The sequence below is a fragment of the Bradyrhizobium ingae genome (assembly GCF_055791185.1).
This window is the reverse complement of sequence record NZ_JBVUBB010000048.1, coordinates 33,480-51,762: the sequence shown is the minus strand read 5'-3', so window position 1 is coordinate 51,762 and position 18,283 is coordinate 33,480. Positions and strand designations below refer to the sequence as shown.

The window sequence follows — 18,283 nt, the reverse complement described above, 5'->3', positions numbered from 1 at the left end:
AATCAGGAACCGCCATTTCTGAAGGTAATTCCGTTCAATCGTCCGATCGAAGCTATTGTCGCGCATCGAACCCTCCCTGCTGGGCTGGATTCGATCACCGAATTAATGAACTTGCACAATTGCGAGCGCAGCGAAGCAATCCAGAAATCTTTCCGCGGAGAGACCCTGGATTGCTTCGCTGCGCTCGCAATGACGGTGATGCAGATTCGCGACACATTCTCCGCTGTCACGCGGAGTTGCCAACCGAGAGCGCTAATCCCCCGACTTCAACCGATACCCGATCCCGGTCTCGGTCAGCACATATTGCGGTCGCTCGGGATCGGCCTCGATCTTCTGGCGGAGCTGACGGACGTAGACGCGTAGGTATTGCGCATCGGTCAGCTCGTCCCACAATTCCTTCAGAAGAAACCGATGCGTCAGCACCTTGCCGGCGTGCTGCACCAGCACCCGCAACAGGTCGTATTCCTTCGGCGACAGCTTTATCTCGCGCTCGCCGACCTTGACGATGCGACGAACGAGATCGACGGAGAGATCGCCGGTACGGAACACCGGGCGCTCGCCCTGGACCTGGAGCTGGTGCCGCAGCGCAGCCCGCAACCGCGCCAAAAGCTCGTCCATGCCGAACGGTTTTGTCAGATAGTCGTCGGCACCGAGGTCGAGCGCCTGCACCTTGCCGGCCTCATCGCCGCGGCTCGACAGCACCACGATCGGTACGCTCTCGTTGCGCGCTCGGATGGTGCGGAGCAGTTCGTGACCCTGGATGTCGGGCAGGCCGAGATCGAGGATGATCAGCGCCGGCTGCTCGGCAAGCTTCTCCAGCGCGGTCTTGCCGTTCGGCGCTTCCAGGATATCGTAACCCTGCGTGGTCAACCCCATCCGCAACAATTTGCGGATCGGCGGCTCATCGTCGATCACCAGGACCTTGATCGGAGTTGCGCTCATGCGGCGGTGTCCAGTGCGTTTGTCTGCGCGGGGATCGGCAGGCGAATGGTCAGCACCGCACCGCTGCGATCCCCGCGGTTCGCCGCCATGATCGTGCCGCCCATCGCCTCCACGAAGCCGCGGGAGATCGCAAGCCCGAGCCCGGTGCCGGGCCGGACATGATCGCCCTTCTGCACGCGATAGAACTTGTCGAACACGCTCTCGAGCTCGCCCGGCGGGATGCCGTCGCCTTCGTCGGCGACCTGGAGCGTGACGCGGTCCTTGTCACGCTGGCTGCGGATTGCAATCGTGGTATCCGGCGGCGAATATTTTGCCGCGTTGTCGAGCAGGTTGAACAGCACCTGCTCGAACAGCACGGCGTCGAGCTCCAGCATCGGCAGGTCGGCGGCAAGCTGAAGCTCCACCTTGTGACGCGTCAGGATCTTGTTCGCCCGCCTTAGCGCACTGCCCACGATCTCGCCGACGTCGTACAGTGCCGTGTTCGGCACGATGGCGCCGGATTCGAGCTTGGTCATATCGAGCAGATTGGCGATGAAGCGATTGAGCCGCTCGGACTCGTCGATCACGGTCACCAGCAGGTCGCGCTTCTCGGTATCGGACAAAGCACCGGCAAGGTCACGCATCGTCGAGGCAGCGCCGAGCACGGAGGCGAGCGGCGTCTTCAGGTCGTGCGAGATCGAAGTGAGCAGCGCCGAGCGCAGCCGCTCGGATTCGACCGTACGCTTGACGCGATCCATGTCCTCGACCAGCAGCACGCGTTCGATCGCGAGCGCGCCCTGGTCGACCAGCGCATCGAGCAGGCGGCGCTGATCGGGCGTCAGCAACGGACCGGTGCGGTCGTTGTCAATGCCGATGACGCCGATCGGGCCGCGCCCGGTGCGCATCGGCAGGAACAGACGCTTTGCGCCGGGCAGCGTGTCGGAGCCTCGGCCGGCAGACCGGTCGTTGCTCCAGGCCCAATTGGCGGCGGCAAGGTCAGCCTGGTCGAGCTCATCCTCGGGCGGATAGCCCGACTTCACCGTCAGCAGTCCCTCCTCCGGCAGCAGCAGCACCACACGAACCTTCAGCATCAGAGCGATCTGGTAGGCGGTCGCCCACAAGACGTCGTCGAGGGTCGCGGTGCCCGCCAGCTTGCGGCTGAAGGCATGAAGCTGTTCGGTCATCCTGATCCGGCCGATCGCGGTATCGGCCTGGGTGCGCACGCGGGCCGCGACGTTGGACACCAGCATCGCGACCACCATGAACAGAACAAACGCCGCAACGTTGGTCGGATCGGTGATCGTGAACGTGTAGATCGGCGGCAGGAAGAAGAAATTGTAGGAAAGTGACGCCACGACGGTCGCGAGCAGCGACGGCCAGAGCCCATAACGCACCGCGACCGCGATCACGGCCGTCAGCAACACGAGATCGACGTTCTCGATGCCGAAGTAAGGCTGGATCAGCTTGGCGGCGCCGAGGCCGACCAGCACGATCCCGAGCGCCTTGAGGTAGGGCCGCGGATCGAACGGCTCGACGCGCGCGGCCGTCTGCACCACCGCCTTCGGCGCCGCCTCATCGGGCAATTCGTCGCCGGAAATGACGTGCACGGTGATGTTGCCGGAACGGCGCACGAGGTCATGCACCACCGAGCCGCGCGTGATCTCGAACCAGCGCGAGCGGGTCGACTTGCCGATCACGATTTGCGTGACGTTATTGCCTTGCGCGAAGTTGATGACATCGTCGGCGATACGACGGCCGACGCCGGGGATCGTCAGCGCCTCGCCGCCGAGCGATTCGGCAAGCCGCAACGTATCGGCGAGCCGATCACGCTCGGCATCCGAGAACTGGAGCGATCGCCGCGTCTCGATCGAGATCGCCGTAAATGGCGCGTGCAGCCGGTCGGACAGCCGCTTGGTGTAGCGCACGAGGCCTGCCGCGCGCGGATCCTCGCTGACGCAGACCAGGATGCGCTCGCCCGCGGCCCAGGGACCGGCGATGGCGTTCGCCTGCATGTGCGTGAGGAGCTGCTCGTCGACGCGCTCGGCCGTGCGCCGCAGCGCCAGCTCGCGCAGCGCCGTGAGATTTCCCGGCGAGAAATAATGCTCCAGCGCCCGCTCGGCCTGCTTGGGCACATAGACCTTGCCCTCCTTCAGCCGCTGGATCAGATCGTCGGGCGTGAGGTCGATCAGCTCGATCGCATCGGCCCGGTCGAACACCGAATCCGGCACGGTCTCGCGCACCCGGACATGGGTGATCTGGGCGACGACGTCGTTCAGGCTTTCGATGTGCTGGATGTTGACGGCGGTGTAGACGTCGATGCCGTTCGAAAGCAGCTCCTCGACGTCGAGATAGCGCTTGGGATGTCGGCTCCCATGCGCGTTGGTGTGAGCGAGCTCGTCGACCAGGACGATTTGCGGCCGGCGTGCAAGCACCGCGTCGAGGTCCATCTCCTCCAAAATCTGCCCGCGGTAGTCGAGTTTCTTGCGCGGAATGACCTCCAGCCCGCGGAGCAGCGCTTCGGTCTCCGCGCGGCCATGGGTCTCAACGAAACCGACGACGACGTCGATCCCCGCCTTGCGCTTGGCGTGTGCGCTTTGCAGCATCTCATAGGTTTTGCCGACGCCTGGGGCGGCGCCGACAAATATCTTCAGCTTGCCGCTCGCGCTCTCCTCCCGGCGCGCTGCCTCCAGCAGCGCCTCGGGCGAAGGACGTTGTTCGGGATCGCGGCGCTCTCGGAACATCAGCGCATTATAATCATCCAGCCACGGGGAGCCTAGGCCGCTACTTGCCGGCGCGGTCGAGCGCCAGGTTCAGCGCCAGCACGTTGACCCGTGGCTCGCCGATCAGGCCGAGCAGGCGGCCCTCGGTGTTGGCCGCGACGATCTGCTTGAGCTGCTCCTCCGACATATTCCGCGCCTTGGCCACACGTCGGACCTGGAATTGGGCGGCTTCCGGCGAGATGTGCGGGTCGAGACCGCTGGCGGATGTCGTGACGAGGTCTTGCGGAACGGGCTGGCTCGGGTTCTCCGCCTTCAGCCTGTCCACATCTTCCTTCAGCCGGTCGGCCAGAGCCCTGCTGGTCGGGCCGAGGTTGGAGCCACCGGAATTCGCAGCGTTATAGGGCGCGGGCACCGTCTTGGTCGAATCTTTCGGATCCGGCGCCAGCGTTGCCGACAAGCGGCCATGGAAATACCTGTCTTCGCCGAACTCCTGCCCGATCAGGGCGGAGCCGATGACCTTGCCGTCTTTCTCGAGCAGGCTGCCTTGCGCCTGGCTTGGGAAGAGCACGCCGGCAATACCGGTCATCGCGAGCGGATAAGCCAGCCCCGTGATGACGGTCAGCGCGACCAGCAGGACGATGGCGGGGCGGATTTCTCTGAGCATGATGTCTCTCCTATTTTCCATCCTTGCGAGCGAAGCGAAGCAATCCAGGCTGTTGCCGTGGAAAGATTCTGGATCGCTTCGTCACCTCGCTCCTCACAATGACGATCAAGCAAGGTGCAAGGCGGTGACCACGAGATCGATCGCCTTGATGCCGATAAAGGGAATGATGATCCCGCCGAGCCCGTAGACCATCAGGTTGCGGCGCAGCAGCGCACCGGCACCGACGGCGCGGTAGGCGACGCCCTTCAGCGCCAGCGGAATCAATGCGATGATGATCAGCGCGTTGAAGATGATTGCCGACAGGATGGCGCTCTGCGGGCTCGTCAGGTTCATGACGTTGAGCACGTTGAGCTGCGGGTAGAACGCCAGAAACATCGCCGGGATGATCGCAAAATACTTTGCGACATCATTGGCGATCGAGAACGTCGTCAACGCACCGCGCGTCATCAGGAGTTGCTTGCCGATCTCGACCACCTCGATGAGCTTGGTCGGGTTGGAATCGAGGTCGACCATGTTGCCGGCCTCGCGGGCCGCCTGCGTGCCCGTGTTCATGGCGACGCCGACGTCAGCCTGTGCGAGCGCCGGCGCGTCGTTGGTGCCGTCGCCGCACATGGCCACAAGCTTCCCCTTGGCCTGCTCGTCGCGGATCAGCTTGAGCTTGTCCTCGGGCGTCGCCTGGGCCAGGAAATCATCGACGCCGGCTTCCGCCGCAATCGCGGCCGCCGTCATCGGATTGTCGCCGGTGATCATGATGGTGCGTATGCCCATGCGGCGCAGCTCGGCAAAGCGCTCGCGGATACCACCCTTGACGATGTCCTTGAGCTGGACGATGCCCAGCAGGCGACCGTCCTTGGCGACCGCTAGCGGCGTGCCGCCCGATTTCGACACCTCATCCGCGATCGCCTGGATTTCCCGTCCGACCTCCGAGAGCGCAGCAGGCTGCATTGCGCGTGCCGTATTGCCCGAAGCGACGAGCGGAGCACCGCCGCCGATATAGTTGAGCATGGCGTCGACCGCTCCCTTGCGCACCGACACGCCACCGGCATCGACACCACTCATGCGGGTCTGCGCCGTGAAGGGAATGAAGGTGGCCCCCAACTCGGCCATGTCGCGGCCGCGGATGCCGTATTTCTCCTTTGCCAGCACGACGATCGAGCGGCCTTCCGGGGTCTCGTCGGCGAGCGAGGCAAGTTGCGCGGCATCGCCGAGCTCCTGCTCGGTCACCCCGCGCACGGGACGGAACGCTGTCGCCTGGCGGTTGCCGAGCGTGATAGTGCCGGTCTTGTCGAGCAGGAGCGTGTCGACGTCGCCGGCGGCCTCGACGGCGCGGCCGGACATTGCCAGCACGTTGAAACGCACCAGGCGGTCCATGCCGGCGATACCGATCGCCGACAGCAGTGCGCCGATCGTGGTCGGGATTAGCGTCACGAACAGCGCGACCAGCACGATCACCGAGATCGAGCCGCCGGCATAGGCCGCGTAGCTCGGAATGGTGACGGTGGCGAACACGAAGATGATGGTGAGGCCCGCGAGCAGGATGTTGAGGGCGATCTCGTTCGGCGTCTTCTGCCGCTCGGCGCCCTCGACCAGCTTGATCATGCGGTCGATGAAGGTCGAGCCCTGCGACGCGGTGATCCGGACACGGACCCAGTCGGACAGCACCTGCGTCCCGCCAGTCACCGCCGAACGATCGCCGCCGGACTCGCGGATCACGGGCGCGGATTCACCGGTGATCGCGGCTTCATTGACGGAGGCGACGCCCTCGATCACCTCGCCATCGGAGGGAATGGTATCGCCGGCCTCGACACGTACGATGTCACCGACCTTCAAGCTGGTGCCGGGCACGAGCTTGAAGGTCCGGTCCGGGCCGGTCAGCAGCTTGGCCTGGCTTTCGGTGCGGGTCTTGCGCAACGATTCGGCTTGCGCCTTGCCACGACCTTCCGCGACGGCTTCCGCAAAATTGGCGAACAGCACCGTGAACCACAGCCAGAGGATGATCTGGAAGGTAAAGCCGAGTCCGGACCCGCCGGTCACGATGTCGCGCAGAAAGACCACGGTGGTCAGCGCGGCCACGATCTCGACCACGAACATCACGGGATTCTTGATCATCAACCGCGGATCGAGCTTGACGACGGAAGCGCGGATCGCAGGCAGGACGATCTTCGGATCGAGCATCGCCGACGTCGGAGCGCGTTTTTGCAGTTTCATGGTTTCCATGGAGGTCACTCCAGACAATTCGATCAGAAGCCTTGGTGATCAGAAGACTTATTGATTAGAAGACCTATTGATTAGAAGACTTATTGATTAGAACACTTGGCCGGCGTTCATTGCGAGGTGCTCGACGATCGGGCCGAGCGCGAGCGCCGGGAAGAAGGTCAGGCCACCCATGATCAGGATCACGCCGACGACGAGACCGACGAACAGTCCGCCTGTGGTCGGGAACGTGCCCATCGACGGCGGAATGGATTTCTTCTCGGCGAGCGAGCCTGCGATCGCCATGGCCGGGACGATCATGAAGAAGCGACCAACGAACATCGAGACACCGCCGGTGATGTTGTAGAACAGCGTGTTGCCGGTGAGGCCTGCGAAGGCCGACCCGTTATTGCCGGTCTGCGAAGTGTAGGCATAAAGCACCTCGGAGAAGCCGTGCGGGCCGGCATTGGCCATCGAGGCCACCGCCGACGGAAGAACGACGGCGACGGCCGTCCAGCCGAGGATCATCAGCGGCAGCACCAAAATGGCGAGCATCGCCATCTTGACCTCGCGCGCCTCGATCTTCTTGCCGACATATTCCGGCGTCCGACCGACCATGAGGCCCGCGACGAAGATCGCGAGGACGACGAACAGCAGCATGCCATACATGCCGGCGCCGACGCCGCCGACGATGATTTCGCCGAGCTGGATGTTGATCAGCGGGATCATGCCGCCGAGCGCGGTGAAGCTGTCATGCATGGCGTTGACGGCGCCGCAGGAGGCCGCGGTGGTGACGACGGCAAAGAGCGAGGATGCCACGATGCCGAAACGGACTTCCTTGCCTTCCATGTTGCCGCCGGTGAGGCCCAACGCCTGCAGGGTCGAGGTGCCGCCGGCCTCCGCCCAATAGGTGATGGCGACGCCGGCGAGGAACAACACGCCCATCACGGCAAGGATCGCCCAGCCCTGGCGCTGGTTGCCGACCATCCGGCCGAACACGTTGGTCAGCGCAGCGCCGAGTGCGAAGATCGAGATCATCTGCACGAAGTTGGAAAGCGCCGTGGGGTTTTCGAACGGGTGTGCGGCGTTGGCATTGAAGAAGCCGCCGCCATTGGTTCCGAGCATCTTGATCGCGACCTGCGATGCGACCGGGCCGACCGCGATGGTCTGCTTGGCGCCTTCCAGCGTGGTCGCCTCGACATAGGCCCCAAGCGTCTGCGGGATGCCGTCCCAGACCAGGAACAACGTATAGAGGACGCAGATCGGCAGCAGCACATAGAGCGTGCAGCGTGTGACATCGACCCAGAAATTGCCGACAGTGCGCATGGATGCGCGCGCAAAACCGCGGATCAGCACAAGCGCGAGCACGATGCCGGTGGCGGCCGACAGGAAGTTCTGGTGCGTCAGGCCCACCATCTGCACCAGATAGGACAGTGTGCTCTCGCCACCGTAGTTCTGCCAGTTGGTATTGGTGATGAAGGAGATCGCGGTGTTGAAGGAGAGATCCTCCGCAACTGCGGACTGACCGGCCGGATTGAATGGCAGCATGGCCTGAAGTCGCATAAGCCCGTATATGATCAGGAAGCCGCCGACATGGAACAGCAACATGGAAACCGTGTAGGTCAACCAATGCTGCTCGCGCTTCTCGTCGACACCGGACATCCAGTAGAGCCCGGTCTCGACCGGGCGGAGCACCGGCGACAGGAAGGTACGCTCGCCATTGAAGACGCGCGTCATGTACCAGCCCAGTGGCTTTGTCAGGGCGAGGATGATGACGCAGAAGAGAATGATCTGGAGCCAACCGATAACAGTCATGGCATGTGGTCCTTCAGAACCGGCCTTCCGCGCAGGAGCGGCAGAAGGGCCGCGAGCAGCACCGCCACGAGGACGGCGTCGGCGAGAAGCAGCTTGGGGAGCAACATCCCCTAGAACCGCTCGGGCCGCAGCAGCGCGTAGGTGAGGTAAAAGAGAAGGCCGAGCGAGACGGCACCGGCGAGCGAATAGTCGAAGATCATGGCGTCGCTCCCGTCACAGCCGTTCGCAGGCGTAGGTGTAGCCGATCGCAAGCGCGAAGAAGGCGAAGCCCAGCGCCAGCATGATGAGGTCGAGCATGAGAAAATCCCTATGCATTCACGCGCGGTTCGCAGGCGAATGCCGCGCTGTCGGGCGGAGAAGTGCCACGCGAGGCATAGGTTTTCGAGATGGAGGTTTTGGCGACGATATAGGAATCTCATAAAGGTCGGGCGACGCGGATGCTCGGGAGATCACCCGACCGACTCCACAAGTTACGCCGTCGTCCCGACGAAGGCCGGGACCCATTATCCCGGAGAGTGGTTGCGGCGCGAGTTGGCAACAACGAGTCTTCGCTAAACTAAATCCTGTGGTTATGGATCCCGGCCTTCGCCGACGACGGTTGAGGGTTGGGTGAGCGTTGCCCGACCCTTACGCTGGTCGCACCGACCTTTATGAAATCCCTATAATTCTCCGCCTCGCCTCATCTCGCTTTCAAATACCCTTCCCGCGATCTTGATGCCGTCGGCTGTGGACCTGCAGCCGGCCCATGATCGAGACGCCGTCATGTCTGGCAATCTGCAAAACTTCGACCCGGCTGCGCTCGGCGAGCAGCTTCGCAGCGCGCATGCGGCTACGCGGCCCCTGATGCTCGGCGTCATCGACCGGGCTTGCCGTCGCTTCCCTTCGCTCGGACAGAGCGAACGAACCGCACGGCTGTCGCGCCTGATCGATGCCGAGGCCTGGGCCGATGCCGCGTTCTTGCTGTTGGAGCTAGAGCTGCCGCTCTGGCAGGTCCGCCGCATCGCCTATGACGGAGGTGAATGGTATTGCGCGCTGTCCCGCGAGCGCGAATTGCCGGATTGGCTGGAGAACTCGGTCGAGGGACGCCATTCGGACCTCGCCATCGCATTGCTCTCGGCTTTCGCGGAGGCGCAGGCGCTCACCGCCGAAGCGACCCGGCCAAGCGTGCCGTCGGTCCGCCAGACCACGAGCGCGCTCTACGAACCGGTCAACTGCGACCATTTCGGTTGACCGCAATCCCCCACCCCAAGAGAAGGCTGCAGGCATGCCGCCGATCCAGCGCCCAGCAACCAGAATGCCGCCCGCCAGGACTTATCTGGAGCACGCGGTCACGATGACCATCCTGACCATGACGCTGAGCGTGATCTGGGGCGCGATCCTGACGCTGGTGATCACGCTGATGGCGCGCGGATTGGGCGTGTAGCCGCCAGCGCATCGCTTCCGCCTCGAGCAGCCTCGTCTGAGCACGAGTTGACGATGCGGCGTGCGAGGCCGGCAACAGGGCGAGAACGGAATTCGTGATGCCCGCCGGTTAGGCAGCGCATGCGCAGGGAAAACGCTGCCGCCGATCTGGCGGAAACTCGGGGAACCGTGTAGAGCGGTTACCATGGGTAGCAGCAACGTCCACGTCGTCGATCACCCCCTGGTCCAGCACAAGCTCTCGCTGATGCGGGAAAAGGACCGTTCGACCAAGAGCTTTCGCGAGATCCTGAACGAAATCGGGATGCTGTTGTGCTACGAGGTGACGCGCGACTTGCCGCTGGAGCTCGTGGAAATCGAGACGCCGATCTCGCCGATGCAGGCGCCGAAAATCGCCGGCAAGAAGCTTACGCTTGCACCGATCCTGCGCGCCGGCGTCGGCTTCCTCGACGGCATGCTGGCGCTGATGCCATCCGCCCGCATCGCCCATATCGGCCTCTATCGCGATCCCGGGACCTTGCAGGCCGTGGAATACTACTTCAAGGCGCCGCAGGATCTGTCCGACCGCACCGTCATCCTGATGGACCCGATGCTGGCGACCGGCAACTCGGCCTGCGCCGGCGCATCACTGCTGAAGGCCCGCGGCGCACGCGACATCCGCTTCGTCTGCCTGCTGGCGGCCCCGGAAGGCGTCGCACAGTTCCAGTCGGAGCATCCGGACGTGCCGATCTGGACCGCTGCGGTCGACGAGCGGCTCAACGATCACGGCTATATCGTCCCGGGCCTGGGCGATGCCGGCGACCGGATGTTCGGCACCAAGTAGACAGTTTTGCGCGATCGGGTTACTGCGGGAGCCATGCGTCCCAACGATCGCTCCCTGCAATCGCTGATCGAGATCGAGACCTTTTCCGATCCCGCGCTGGTGTTCGATGGCACGCCGGTTCCGCGCGCCGAATTGTCGGCCAGGATCGACCAGACCGCAGCCTGGCTCGCCGCGCATGGTGTCGGTAAAGGCGACGTGGTCGCAGTCTGGCTGGTCAACCGCATCGAATGGATCGCGCTGCTGTTTGCCTGCGCGCGACTTGGCGCAATCATTGCCGCGGTCAACACCCGCTATCGCAGCGCGGACGTCGCCCACCTGCTCCGCCTTTCCGGCGCGAGGCTTCTGGTGATGGAGGCGGCGTTCCACTCGATCGACTTTGCCGCTGTTCTCGCCGATATCGCGGAGAGCGATGCGCCGGCACTTGAAAGGCTCGCCGTAGTCGGCGCGGCTACGATCCCGGCACGATGGCCCTGCGTACGCTTCGACGCTTTCGAGAAAGTCTATCCCGAGGCCCCATCACGAGGTGACGTCGGCCTGCCGGTGCTGCTCTACACCACCTCGGGCACGACCAAGGGGCCGAAGCTGGTGGCGCATTCGCAAGCGACGCTAGCCACGCATGCGGCTGGGGTGGCCAAGGCGCTGGCGCTCTCGCCGGAGCGCCATTCCCTGCTCGCCATGCTGCCCTTCTGCGGCACGTTCGGAATGACGGGCCTGCTCGCCTTCCTCGCGGCGGGCATCACCATCTACGTGCTCGACGCATTCGAGGCTGCACCGGCGCTCAATATCCTCGGCAAACACGGGATCACGCATGCCTTCGGTTCGGACGAGATGTTTCGCCGTATCCTGGCGCTCACTGATGCGCCACGGCCGTTCCCGCACGCGGAGGTGTTCGGCTTCGCTGCGTTCCAGCCGGGATGGCGGGAGTTTGCCGTGGAGGCCGAGGCAAGGGGCCTGCCGCTGTTCGGCCTGTATGGATCGAGCGAGGTGCAGGCCCTGTTCTCGATTGGCCGGCGCGAGGCCGATTTCGCCGAACGCATCGAAGGCGGCGGCTTGCCGATGTCCCCGGACGCTTGCGTGCGCATACGCGATACGGACAGTGGCAAGCTGGTGGGACCCGGTGTCTCCGGCGAGATCGAGATCAGCGCGCTATCGCGTTTCCTGGGCTATTTCAACAATCCGCAAGCGACGCGCGAGGCAACCACCGCCGACGGCTTCTTCCGCACCGGTGATATCGGCCGACTGCGTGGCGACGGCTCCTTCGTCTACGAGACGCGGGCGGGCGATGCCATGCGGCTCGGCGGCTTCCTGGTCGCGCCGGACGAGATCGAGGACGAACTGAAGTCTTGCGCGGGCATCGCCGATGCGCAGGTCGTCGCCGTCGATCTGAACGGACAAGCCCGCTGCGCCGCCTTCGTGATCTCCACGGCAGAGCAGCCGCAGGAGGCTGCGCTGATCGCGCGCCTGCGCGAGCGGCTGGCCGGCTACAAGGTCCCAGCGCGCATCTACTTCGTCGACGCTTTCCCCGTCACCGACAGCGCCAATGGCGTCAAGATCCAGCGCGCCAGGCTGCGCGCCATGGCCATGGACAAAATCGCCGCGGAATAGCGGGCTTATTTCAGGTAGCTCGCGAGATTCATGCTCAGAATTTTTGCGAGTGCCGAATAGGACGCGGTGAGCTGAGACTGATAAGTCGACAACTGCGCCGTGACCGCCGCGACGTCGACGCTGGTGAGATCGCTTCCCAGCGTCTCGGCATAGCTCTTGTAGTCGCTCTGGCGGGCACTCGCGGTCTCGATCTGCGAAGCCGAGCTCGACAACTTGGCCTGCACGGCGGCGGTATCGTCCAGCGCCGTGCTCGCCAGATCCAGCGCGCTGCTGATGTCGGATGACGACAGCGAGGAGCTGTTGGCGACGAATTTGAGAACGCGCATCACCTCTTCGAAAGCCGAATTGTCCGCGGTGACGCCGTAGGACACGCTCTGGTCGACGGCGACGCGGACCGAGGCGATCTCGCTGTCTCCGGCATAGTAGCTGGTGTCGGCCGTCGTCGTGGATCCCGCGCCCGTGGCGAAGCTCGTCAGATCGACCGGAGCCGTCTCCGTCTTTCCGCCCGCAAACACGTATTGGCCGTCATATTGCGTATTGAGCAGCGAGCCCATCTGCTCCAGCATCTGCTGCGCCGACGAGATCACCGAGGTGACCTCGGTCGAACTGCTGGTCGAGGCGGCGCTGAGCTGGGACCGGAGCTGGGTGACGATGTCGGACATCGAGCCGACGGCGGAATACATCACCTGCACCTTGCTATCGGCAAGCGTCGCCGCGTCGACATAGGATTGCGCGCGCGTCACCGAGACTTGCAGATTGACCACGTGCTGCGCGGTCGAGCCATAGCCGCCGAAATCGGTCGATTTGACACCCGACGATTCCTGAACCTGCTCGTTGGCCATGACCGCCTGCACGCGCAGCGCATCCGCGACCATCGTGTTCGACTGCGCGAAAGTGGCCACCCGCATCGCCACCATGGGCCCGCTCCCGTCTTAGGACGATTGCACGGCGCTGATGAGCGCCGAATACATGGTATTGATGGCCTGAATGAGCGCTGAGGCGGCCGAATATTTGTTCTGGAGCGTACTCAACCGCGCCGACTCTTCGTCGAGATTGACGCCGGATTGCGAGGAAAGCGAGCTCGCATAGGTCGACTGCGCGGTCTCCTTGGCAGTGTAGTTGGAGGACGCCTGCGAGGACTTGCTTGCGACGTCGGAGACGATTGCTGCAGCGTAATCGGCGAACGAGCCGGTGGTGGCGGCCAGCCCGCCGGTCGAAGCGAATGTCCGGGAGCTCGTCAGCCCGTCGTATAAATCGTTGACGACCGTGGCCGAACCGGACGACAGCACCTGGCTGCCGACTGTCAGGCTGGACGAAGAATCCAGCGTTGCGAGCTGCAACTCGTCGGTGCCGGAGAGGATGCTGCTGTTGACCGCGATATCCGACGCGCCGGTGCCCGTGACCAGATCGTTGAGACCGAAATACTCCGAGAATCCCTCACTGGCGCTTCCGACAGAGCTCGTCATCTCGTTGATGGCGACGCCGTCGCTGGAGTCGGTCGAGGTGATGGTCAGGTGACCGTCTGCATCGATCGACGCCGAGAGCCCGGAAATGCCGTTGATGTCGTTGACGAGATCTCCGACCGTGGAATAGGAGGAGAGATCAAGATCGCTGTACGAAACCAGGTTGCCGCTCTGATCCGTGACGGCAAGACGCACCGTGCCCGTCGCGGACAGCGCTGTCGAGCTCGTCACGGTGGCCGTGCCGGTTAGGCTCGTCGGCGCCGGAACCGATGAAGCGCTGTTCGACACGCTGTTCACCGCCGAGGCAAGCTGCTGGGCCAGCTGGTCGAGCTGGGATTGCGCAGCCGGAAGAGTCTTGTCGCGAAGCGTGACGAGAGCGCCGATGTCCCCGCCGGTGACCTGGGAGGTGATATCCACCCCGTTCACCGTGATGGCGCTGAAGCCGCTGGACGACGATCCGGCGGTATATACCGTCGACGACGAGACATTGGCCGCCGTCGTATAACTGATCGTGTGCGCCATGCTGTCGACCAGCGCCTGCCCCGAGTTGGTGTAGATCTGGAGATCGCCGTTCGATGCCGTATAGTAGCTGACGTTCATCTTTGAGGCGACGTCCTGGAGCGCGGTGTTGCGCTGGTCCTCCAGATCGGCGGTCGACTGGCCGGCCGCAGCGGTCTGCTTGATCTCCGCGTTGAGATCCGCAATCTGCTGCAGGTCCGAATTCACGTCATCGATCGAGGAGGAGATGTCCTGGTCGGCGTTGGAGCGCAGCTTCTGGATGCCGCTCGATGTCTCGCGCAGCTGGCTCGCGACGTCGTCGAGCGCGCTGATGACGTTGGATTGCAGCGAGGCGCTGCTCGGCGTGCTGGCTAGCGAGGTCAGCGCCGATTCCAGCGACGCTATCGTGTTGGCAAGCGACGTCCCGGTCGAGGATGAATCGGAGCTGCTGGTCGAGCCGTAGAGCTTCTCGAGCGAGGTCAGATACGAGTTCGTGGTGTCGGCCGAGCCGAGGTCGGACGTCGCAGCGACCAGCGACTTCAGGAGCAGCTTGTCGACGTTCGAGGTGATACCCGTCACCGTGACGCCAGTACCGACCCCGTTGGTGACGCTGCTCGACTGGTTCGCGCTCTTCTCGGTATAGCCCGTCGTGTCGGCGTTCGAGATGTTCGACGACGCCACGCTGATCTGGACTTGCGTGGCCGAAAGCCCGCTGAAGGCGACCAATCGTGCGATATCGAGCGACACGGCGGTTGCCCCTTCCTGGTCTCAAGCCTGCCGGATCGTGCCGCTTGAGACCGCGCGCGAGGCAAGGCGGCCCGATGCGCCATAGGGCGACACCGCTGCGATCTGCTCGCGGATCGCCTGCATCACGGCCTCGATCCGACGGTTGCTGGCCTCGATCGCCGCGCGCAGACGCACCAGGTTCTCGTCCATCGCCGCGCGCAGCTTCAGGATCCGTTCCATGAGCTGCTCGCGCAGCATCCGGTCGCGCACATGCAGGCTGGTTGAGCCGGCGGCGCACTCCGCAACGGTCCTTTCGAAGATATCGGCCAGCCGGTTCTTCTCGTCCACCTGCTTGAGGCGCGAGGCCGGAAGGCCCCTCGCGAGTTCCGCATTCTCTTCGGCGACCAGCGCGGTCAAGCCATCGATCAGCGTGATCAGCGACTTGATGCGTGCATCGCCCTCCGTGGCGCTGTTCCTGGTGATTTGAGCCTGTTTCATGTTCATTGCTCTCATGGTCTCAATTGTGCCGCCGGCCGCGATTCATCTGCGAGCCGCGCAGATACGCACCGATCGCCGTCGTTCTCACCGTGGTCCGCCGCGTCTCGTCCTCGATAGTCTGGCATTCGCGGATCAGGCCACGGCGCGTGGTTTCGATATCGTCGAGCAAGGCAAGCAGTTGCCTTCGGTCAGCACCGCGCGCGGAGCCGGCGCGGGCCACCAGCCGCCGCAGCCGCAGGAGCAGCGCCTCGCCGACAGCGTTGGCTTTCTCGCCGTGCATCGCCTACCTCATCGCCGAGATCAGGGTGTCGTACATCTTGTTGACGGTCGAAATGACCTGCGAAGCGGCCGAATAGGCCTGCTGCGCCGAGATCATGCTGGAGAACTGGCTGGAGGTGTCGGTGGTGGAGGATTCGAGCTCGCTGCCGTAGATCGTGCCGGCGCCGTTCTCGCCTGAGGCTTGCAACGTGGGATCGCCCGACGCCACGGTCGCCGAATACATCTGGTCGCTACTGGCGGAAAGACCATTGGGATCCGCGAAGGTCGCCACCGCGATCTTGTAGATCGCGATCGTCTTGCCGTTGGAATAGGTGGCATCGACCACGCCATTCTTGCCGATCGCGATGCTCGACAGCGTGCCGTAGGACAGGCCGTCCGAGGTGATGCTGGTGACGTTGACGGATGGCGTCGTCTCGCCGGACGCATATTGCGTCAGGCCGTCGGTTCCACCAGCGGTGCCCATATCCAGCGTGATGGTGCTGTCGGCTGCGCCGTCGGTCCAGCCAGATACGGAGATGGTCGCCGGGCTCGGGCTCGTGCTCGCCAGCGAACCGTCGCTGTTGAAGGTGATATCGACCGTGCCGCTGGTCGTTCCGGTCGTGGTCGAGGTATCCGATGCCGAGGTCGGATCGGCAAAGCTCGCGCTCCAGGTGTTGGTGCCGGTCTTTGTCCAGGTGATCCCGATCGAGTTCGCTGCACCGAGCGAGTCGTAGACCGTCATCGAGCTGGTGTAGGTGTCGCCTGTGCTGGCGTCCGACGGCAGGTTCGCTGCAATCGTCGTCTTGGTCGTCGCGCTGCCGCTGGTCGACGCCACCTGGGTGTTGATGGCTTCGAGGTTGCTGGCCGACTCATTCCCGGTGACGTTTCCGTCCGCATCCGTGCGCCAGCCTTCGAGATAGTAGCCGTTGTTCTCGAGATAGCCGGCATTGTTGATCGTGAAGGCGCCGTTGCGGGTATAGGAAACCGTGCCGCCGGACGTTGCGTTGGTCGCCACGAAGAAGCCCGAGCCCTGGATCGCGACGTCGGTCGCGTTGGATGTCGCGGCCAAGAGGCCCTGCTGGGTGATATTGGCCCGGCCGGAGACCGTGACGCCACCCGAGGCATAGGAGGTCGCGTTGCTCGACGCGGTGACGAGGTCGTCGAACATCGCTGACGTCGTCTTGTACCCGGTCGTGTCGGAATTGGCGATGTTGTCGCTGATCATCGACAAGGACTGGCTCTGCGCGTTGAGCGCGGAGATTGCCGAGGAAAGTGCGCCGCTGAGACTCATAATCGGACTCCGGGAGAAATCAGGACGTGACGCCGATGATGTTGGCGGCGCTGATGGCGACGCCGTTCACCGTGAGCGATGGCGTGGAGTCCGAGGTGTCGATGCCGGTCACCGTGCCGGTGACGGTCGTGTAATTGAGGACCGAGTTGCCGGCCGAGTCCGTCGCGGTCACCGAGATCGTGTACTTGCCGCCGTCGGTGAGCTGGTTGCCGCTGGAATCCTTGCCGTCCCAGGTGAAGGTGTTGGAACCAGCGCTGCCGGTGGTCGTGGTCGTATAGACCGTGCTGCCGGAGGAATCCTTGATCGTGATGGCCACGTTCGAGGACGCTGCGGACAGTGAGTAGCCATACGTCGCCGAACCGCTGCTCAACGTCGTCGTATCGCCCTTCGCCTCGACGGTATGGCCGATGTAGTTGACCGAGTTCAGCGTCACGAGGCTCGAGAACGAGCCCGCCAGCGAACCGAGATTGGTGTTGATCGTTTCCTGCTGGGTGAAGTTGGCGTAGGAAGCCAGTTGGTTGATGAAGTCGGTTGTCGACGTCGCGTTGAGCGGATCCTGGTTTTGCAGCTCACTGACGAGCAGGTTCAGGAATTCGCTCGACGACAATGCAGTCGACGATGAGCTCGACGAAGAGCTGGTCGACGTTGTCGTGGTCGAGCTGGAAGTCGTCGCGGAAACCGTCATCAGAAGCCCCGGTTCATCTGCAACCGGCGCGGCGAACGCATCCGGTTGCGGTTGAAATCTGTGTGCTGATGAAACGCGTGGGCCGATGAATTCAGGCGGGGATTCGCGCGCTGCGACGCGCTTTCCGAGGCGGCAAAATCTGCCGTACGTGCGCCCCAGAGAAGCGACGAGATCAAGCCGATCCACAAGCCGCCGAAGAACGTGTGTTCCTTCGTCTCGCCTGCATCGGGGATGATCGCATATGCACATCCGCGAGCGCGGCCGCGACGATGTCGCGGCAGGATCAAGCGCTCACGTCACGGTGATTGCTTCTGGCGCGGGTGGGAATGAGGTGACGAAAGGTTTGGCGTCTGCTTCGAAGTCGAAGCTATAGAAGCACCTGAAGCTGGAAGCTCAATTCCCCGCGGTCTCGTCCTGGGTGTGGGGCTTGGCGGGGTCGGCCGTCCGTTTGGCAGCGGCGACGATGCGATCGGCAAGTCCGGCAGGTGCCCGCACCGGCGGTGCGGCCAGTGCATTGCGGAGAGCGCGTGCCGTTTCGAGCAGAGCGCGCGCATCGGCGGAATGACCGAGCAGCCCTTCGGCCGACGAACGACGGTCATCGGGCCAGAGGGACAGGTCCTCGCCCAACCGATCGATCAGATCCTCAAACTCGGTGACATCCATCGCCCGGGTCCCGCACCCCCGGGCCTGTCATAAAGCATTGC

18 protein-coding genes are annotated in these 18,283 nt (G+C 63.8%); 4 read left to right on the top strand and 14 right to left on the bottom strand.

The features are described from left to right. Nucleotides 1–252 precede the first annotated feature (252 nt). The 6 genes from ACV1FX_RS37740 to ACV1FX_RS37715 form a co-directional block, all read right to left on the bottom strand. Nucleotides 253–942, bottom strand: a complete 690-nt coding sequence (locus ACV1FX_RS37740) for a response regulator (protein ID WP_473122589.1) — start codon at nucleotides 940–942, stop codon at nucleotides 253–255. After that, nucleotides 939–3,662 carry a DUF4118 domain-containing protein gene (locus ACV1FX_RS37735; protein WP_473122588.1) on the bottom strand — a complete coding sequence of 908 codons (2,724 nt, stop codon included), beginning with the start codon at nucleotides 3,660–3,662 and terminating at the stop codon, nucleotides 939–941. The genes ACV1FX_RS37740 and ACV1FX_RS37735 overlap by 4 nt, the downstream gene beginning before the upstream one ends. A 40-nt stretch (nucleotides 3,663–3,702) precedes the next feature. Then, entirely contained in the window at nucleotides 3,703–4,305 is a 603-nt protein-coding gene (locus tag ACV1FX_RS37730; RefSeq protein WP_473122587.1) for a K(+)-transporting ATPase subunit C, read from the bottom strand. Between the two features lie 105 nt (nucleotides 4,306–4,410). Beyond that, nucleotides 4,411–6,522 carry a potassium-transporting ATPase subunit KdpB gene (gene kdpB, locus ACV1FX_RS37725; RefSeq protein ID WP_473122586.1) on the bottom strand — a complete coding sequence of 704 codons (2,112 nt, stop codon included), beginning with the start codon at nucleotides 6,520–6,522 and terminating at the stop codon, nucleotides 4,411–4,413. A gap of 87 nt (nucleotides 6,523–6,609) precedes the next feature. Then, complete coding sequence (kdpA, locus tag ACV1FX_RS37720) at nucleotides 6,610–8,313, bottom strand: potassium-transporting ATPase subunit KdpA (RefSeq protein WP_473122585.1); 1,704 nt, start codon at nucleotides 8,311–8,313, stop codon at nucleotides 6,610–6,612. Nucleotides 8,314–8,423: 110 nt separating this feature from the next. Continuing rightward, nucleotides 8,424–8,513: a K(+)-transporting ATPase subunit F gene (locus ACV1FX_RS37715; RefSeq protein WP_018454042.1), complete on the bottom strand. Its 90-nt coding sequence runs from the start codon at nucleotides 8,511–8,513 to the stop codon at nucleotides 8,424–8,426. A gap of 562 nt (nucleotides 8,514–9,075) precedes the next feature. On the opposite strand from ACV1FX_RS37715, the gene ACV1FX_RS37710 reads away from it, so the two are divergent. From ACV1FX_RS37710 to ACV1FX_RS37695, 4 genes are all read left to right on the top strand, one after another. Then, the gene (locus ACV1FX_RS37710) at nucleotides 9,076–9,543 is read left to right on the top strand and encodes a hypothetical protein (RefSeq protein ID WP_473122584.1); all 468 of its coding nucleotides are present in this window, start codon (nucleotides 9,076–9,078) and stop codon (nucleotides 9,541–9,543) included. Between the two features lie 64 nt (nucleotides 9,544–9,607). Continuing rightward, the gene (locus tag ACV1FX_RS37705) at nucleotides 9,608–9,736 is read left to right on the top strand and encodes a hypothetical protein (RefSeq protein ID WP_473122583.1); all 129 of its coding nucleotides are present in this window, start codon (nucleotides 9,608–9,610) and stop codon (nucleotides 9,734–9,736) included. Nucleotides 9,737–9,919: 183 nt separating this feature from the next. Continuing rightward, the gene (upp, locus tag ACV1FX_RS37700) at nucleotides 9,920–10,555 is read left to right on the top strand and encodes a uracil phosphoribosyltransferase (RefSeq protein ID WP_473122582.1); all 636 of its coding nucleotides are present in this window, start codon (nucleotides 9,920–9,922) and stop codon (nucleotides 10,553–10,555) included. Between the two features lie 33 nt (nucleotides 10,556–10,588). After that, nucleotides 10,589–12,160, top strand: coding sequence for an AMP-binding protein (locus tag ACV1FX_RS37695; RefSeq protein ID WP_473122581.1), 1,572 nt, complete (start codon nucleotides 10,589–10,591; stop codon nucleotides 12,158–12,160). A gap of 5 nt (nucleotides 12,161–12,165) precedes the next feature. On the opposite strand, the gene ACV1FX_RS37690 is transcribed toward ACV1FX_RS37695, so the two are convergent. The 8 genes from ACV1FX_RS37690 to ACV1FX_RS37655 form a co-directional block, all read right to left on the bottom strand. Continuing rightward, nucleotides 12,166–13,077 (bottom strand): flagellin, encoded by a 912-nt coding sequence (locus tag ACV1FX_RS37690; RefSeq protein ID WP_473122580.1) that lies wholly within the window; start codon nucleotides 13,075–13,077, stop codon nucleotides 12,166–12,168. A 15-nt stretch (nucleotides 13,078–13,092) separates the two neighbouring features. Continuing rightward, nucleotides 13,093–14,868: a flagellar hook-associated protein FlgK gene (gene flgK, locus ACV1FX_RS37685; RefSeq protein WP_473122579.1), complete on the bottom strand. Its 1,776-nt coding sequence runs from the start codon at nucleotides 14,866–14,868 to the stop codon at nucleotides 13,093–13,095. A gap of 21 nt (nucleotides 14,869–14,889) precedes the next feature. Continuing rightward, nucleotides 14,890–15,345 carry a flagellar protein FlgN gene (locus ACV1FX_RS37680; RefSeq protein ID WP_473122578.1) on the bottom strand — a complete coding sequence of 152 codons (456 nt, stop codon included), beginning with the start codon at nucleotides 15,343–15,345 and terminating at the stop codon, nucleotides 14,890–14,892. A gap of 19 nt (nucleotides 15,346–15,364) precedes the next feature. Further along, nucleotides 15,365–15,625: a hypothetical protein gene (locus tag ACV1FX_RS37675; protein WP_473122577.1), complete on the bottom strand. Its 261-nt coding sequence runs from the start codon at nucleotides 15,623–15,625 to the stop codon at nucleotides 15,365–15,367. Between the two features lie 3 nt (nucleotides 15,626–15,628). After that, on the bottom strand, nucleotides 15,629–16,894 hold the full coding sequence (gene flgE / locus ACV1FX_RS37670) for a flagellar hook protein FlgE (protein ID WP_473122576.1): 1,266 nt from the start codon (nucleotides 16,892–16,894) through the stop codon (nucleotides 15,629–15,631). 19 nt (nucleotides 16,895–16,913) lie between these two features. Beyond that, complete coding sequence (locus ACV1FX_RS37665; protein ID WP_473122575.1) at nucleotides 16,914–17,579, bottom strand: flagellar hook assembly protein FlgD; 666 nt, start codon at nucleotides 17,577–17,579, stop codon at nucleotides 16,914–16,916. Then, the gene (locus ACV1FX_RS37660) at nucleotides 17,579–17,866 is read right to left on the bottom strand and encodes a hypothetical protein (protein ID WP_473122574.1); all 288 of its coding nucleotides are present in this window, start codon (nucleotides 17,864–17,866) and stop codon (nucleotides 17,579–17,581) included. Before ACV1FX_RS37660 ends, ACV1FX_RS37665 begins: the two co-directional genes overlap by 1 nt. Before the next feature lie 106 nt (nucleotides 17,867–17,972). After that, entirely contained in the window at nucleotides 17,973–18,242 is a 270-nt protein-coding gene (locus ACV1FX_RS37655) for a hypothetical protein (RefSeq protein ID WP_473122573.1), read from the bottom strand. Between the last annotated feature and the right edge of the window lie 41 nt (nucleotides 18,243–18,283).

Bases quoted from the DNA above. Each gene is read 5' to 3' on its own strand.
- ACV1FX_RS37740 (WP_473122589.1), bottom strand. From the start codon at position 942: ATGAGCGCAACTCCGATCAAGGTCCTGGTGATCGACGATGAGCCGCCG.
- ACV1FX_RS37735 (WP_473122588.1), bottom strand. From the start codon at position 3,662: ATGTTCCGAGAGCGCCGCGATCCCGAACAACGTCCTTCGCCCGAGGCG.
- ACV1FX_RS37730 (WP_473122587.1), bottom strand. From the start codon at position 4,305: ATGCTCAGAGAAATCCGCCCCGCCATCGTCCTGCTGGTCGCGCTGACC.
- kdpB (WP_473122586.1), bottom strand. From the start codon at position 6,522: ATGGAAACCATGAAACTGCAAAAACGCGCTCCGACGTCGGCGATGCTC.
- kdpA (WP_473122585.1), bottom strand. From the start codon at position 8,313: ATGACTGTTATCGGTTGGCTCCAGATCATTCTCTTCTGCGTCATCATC.
- ACV1FX_RS37715 (WP_018454042.1), bottom strand. From the start codon at position 8,513: ATGATCTTCGACTATTCGCTCGCCGGTGCCGTCTCGCTCGGCCTTCTC.
- ACV1FX_RS37710 (WP_473122584.1), top strand. From the start codon at position 9,076: ATGTCTGGCAATCTGCAAAACTTCGACCCGGCTGCGCTCGGCGAGCAG.
- ACV1FX_RS37705 (WP_473122583.1), top strand. From the start codon at position 9,608: ATGCCGCCCGCCAGGACTTATCTGGAGCACGCGGTCACGATGACCATC.
- upp (WP_473122582.1), top strand. From the start codon at position 9,920: ATGGGTAGCAGCAACGTCCACGTCGTCGATCACCCCCTGGTCCAGCAC.
- ACV1FX_RS37695 (WP_473122581.1), top strand. From the start codon at position 10,589: ATGCGTCCCAACGATCGCTCCCTGCAATCGCTGATCGAGATCGAGACC.
- ACV1FX_RS37690 (WP_473122580.1), bottom strand. From the start codon at position 13,077: ATGGTGGCGATGCGGGTGGCCACTTTCGCGCAGTCGAACACGATGGTC.
- ACV1FX_RS37680 (WP_473122578.1), bottom strand. From the start codon at position 15,345: ATGAAACAGGCTCAAATCACCAGGAACAGCGCCACGGAGGGCGATGCA.
- ACV1FX_RS37675 (WP_473122577.1), bottom strand. From the start codon at position 15,625: ATGCACGGCGAGAAAGCCAACGCTGTCGGCGAGGCGCTGCTCCTGCGG.
- flgE (WP_473122576.1), bottom strand. From the start codon at position 16,894: ATGAGTCTCAGCGGCGCACTTTCCTCGGCAATCTCCGCGCTCAACGCG.
- ACV1FX_RS37665 (WP_473122575.1), bottom strand. From the start codon at position 17,579: ATGACGGTTTCCGCGACGACTTCCAGCTCGACCACGACAACGTCGACC.
- ACV1FX_RS37655 (WP_473122573.1), bottom strand. From the start codon at position 18,242: ATGGATGTCACCGAGTTTGAGGATCTGATCGATCGGTTGGGCGAGGAC.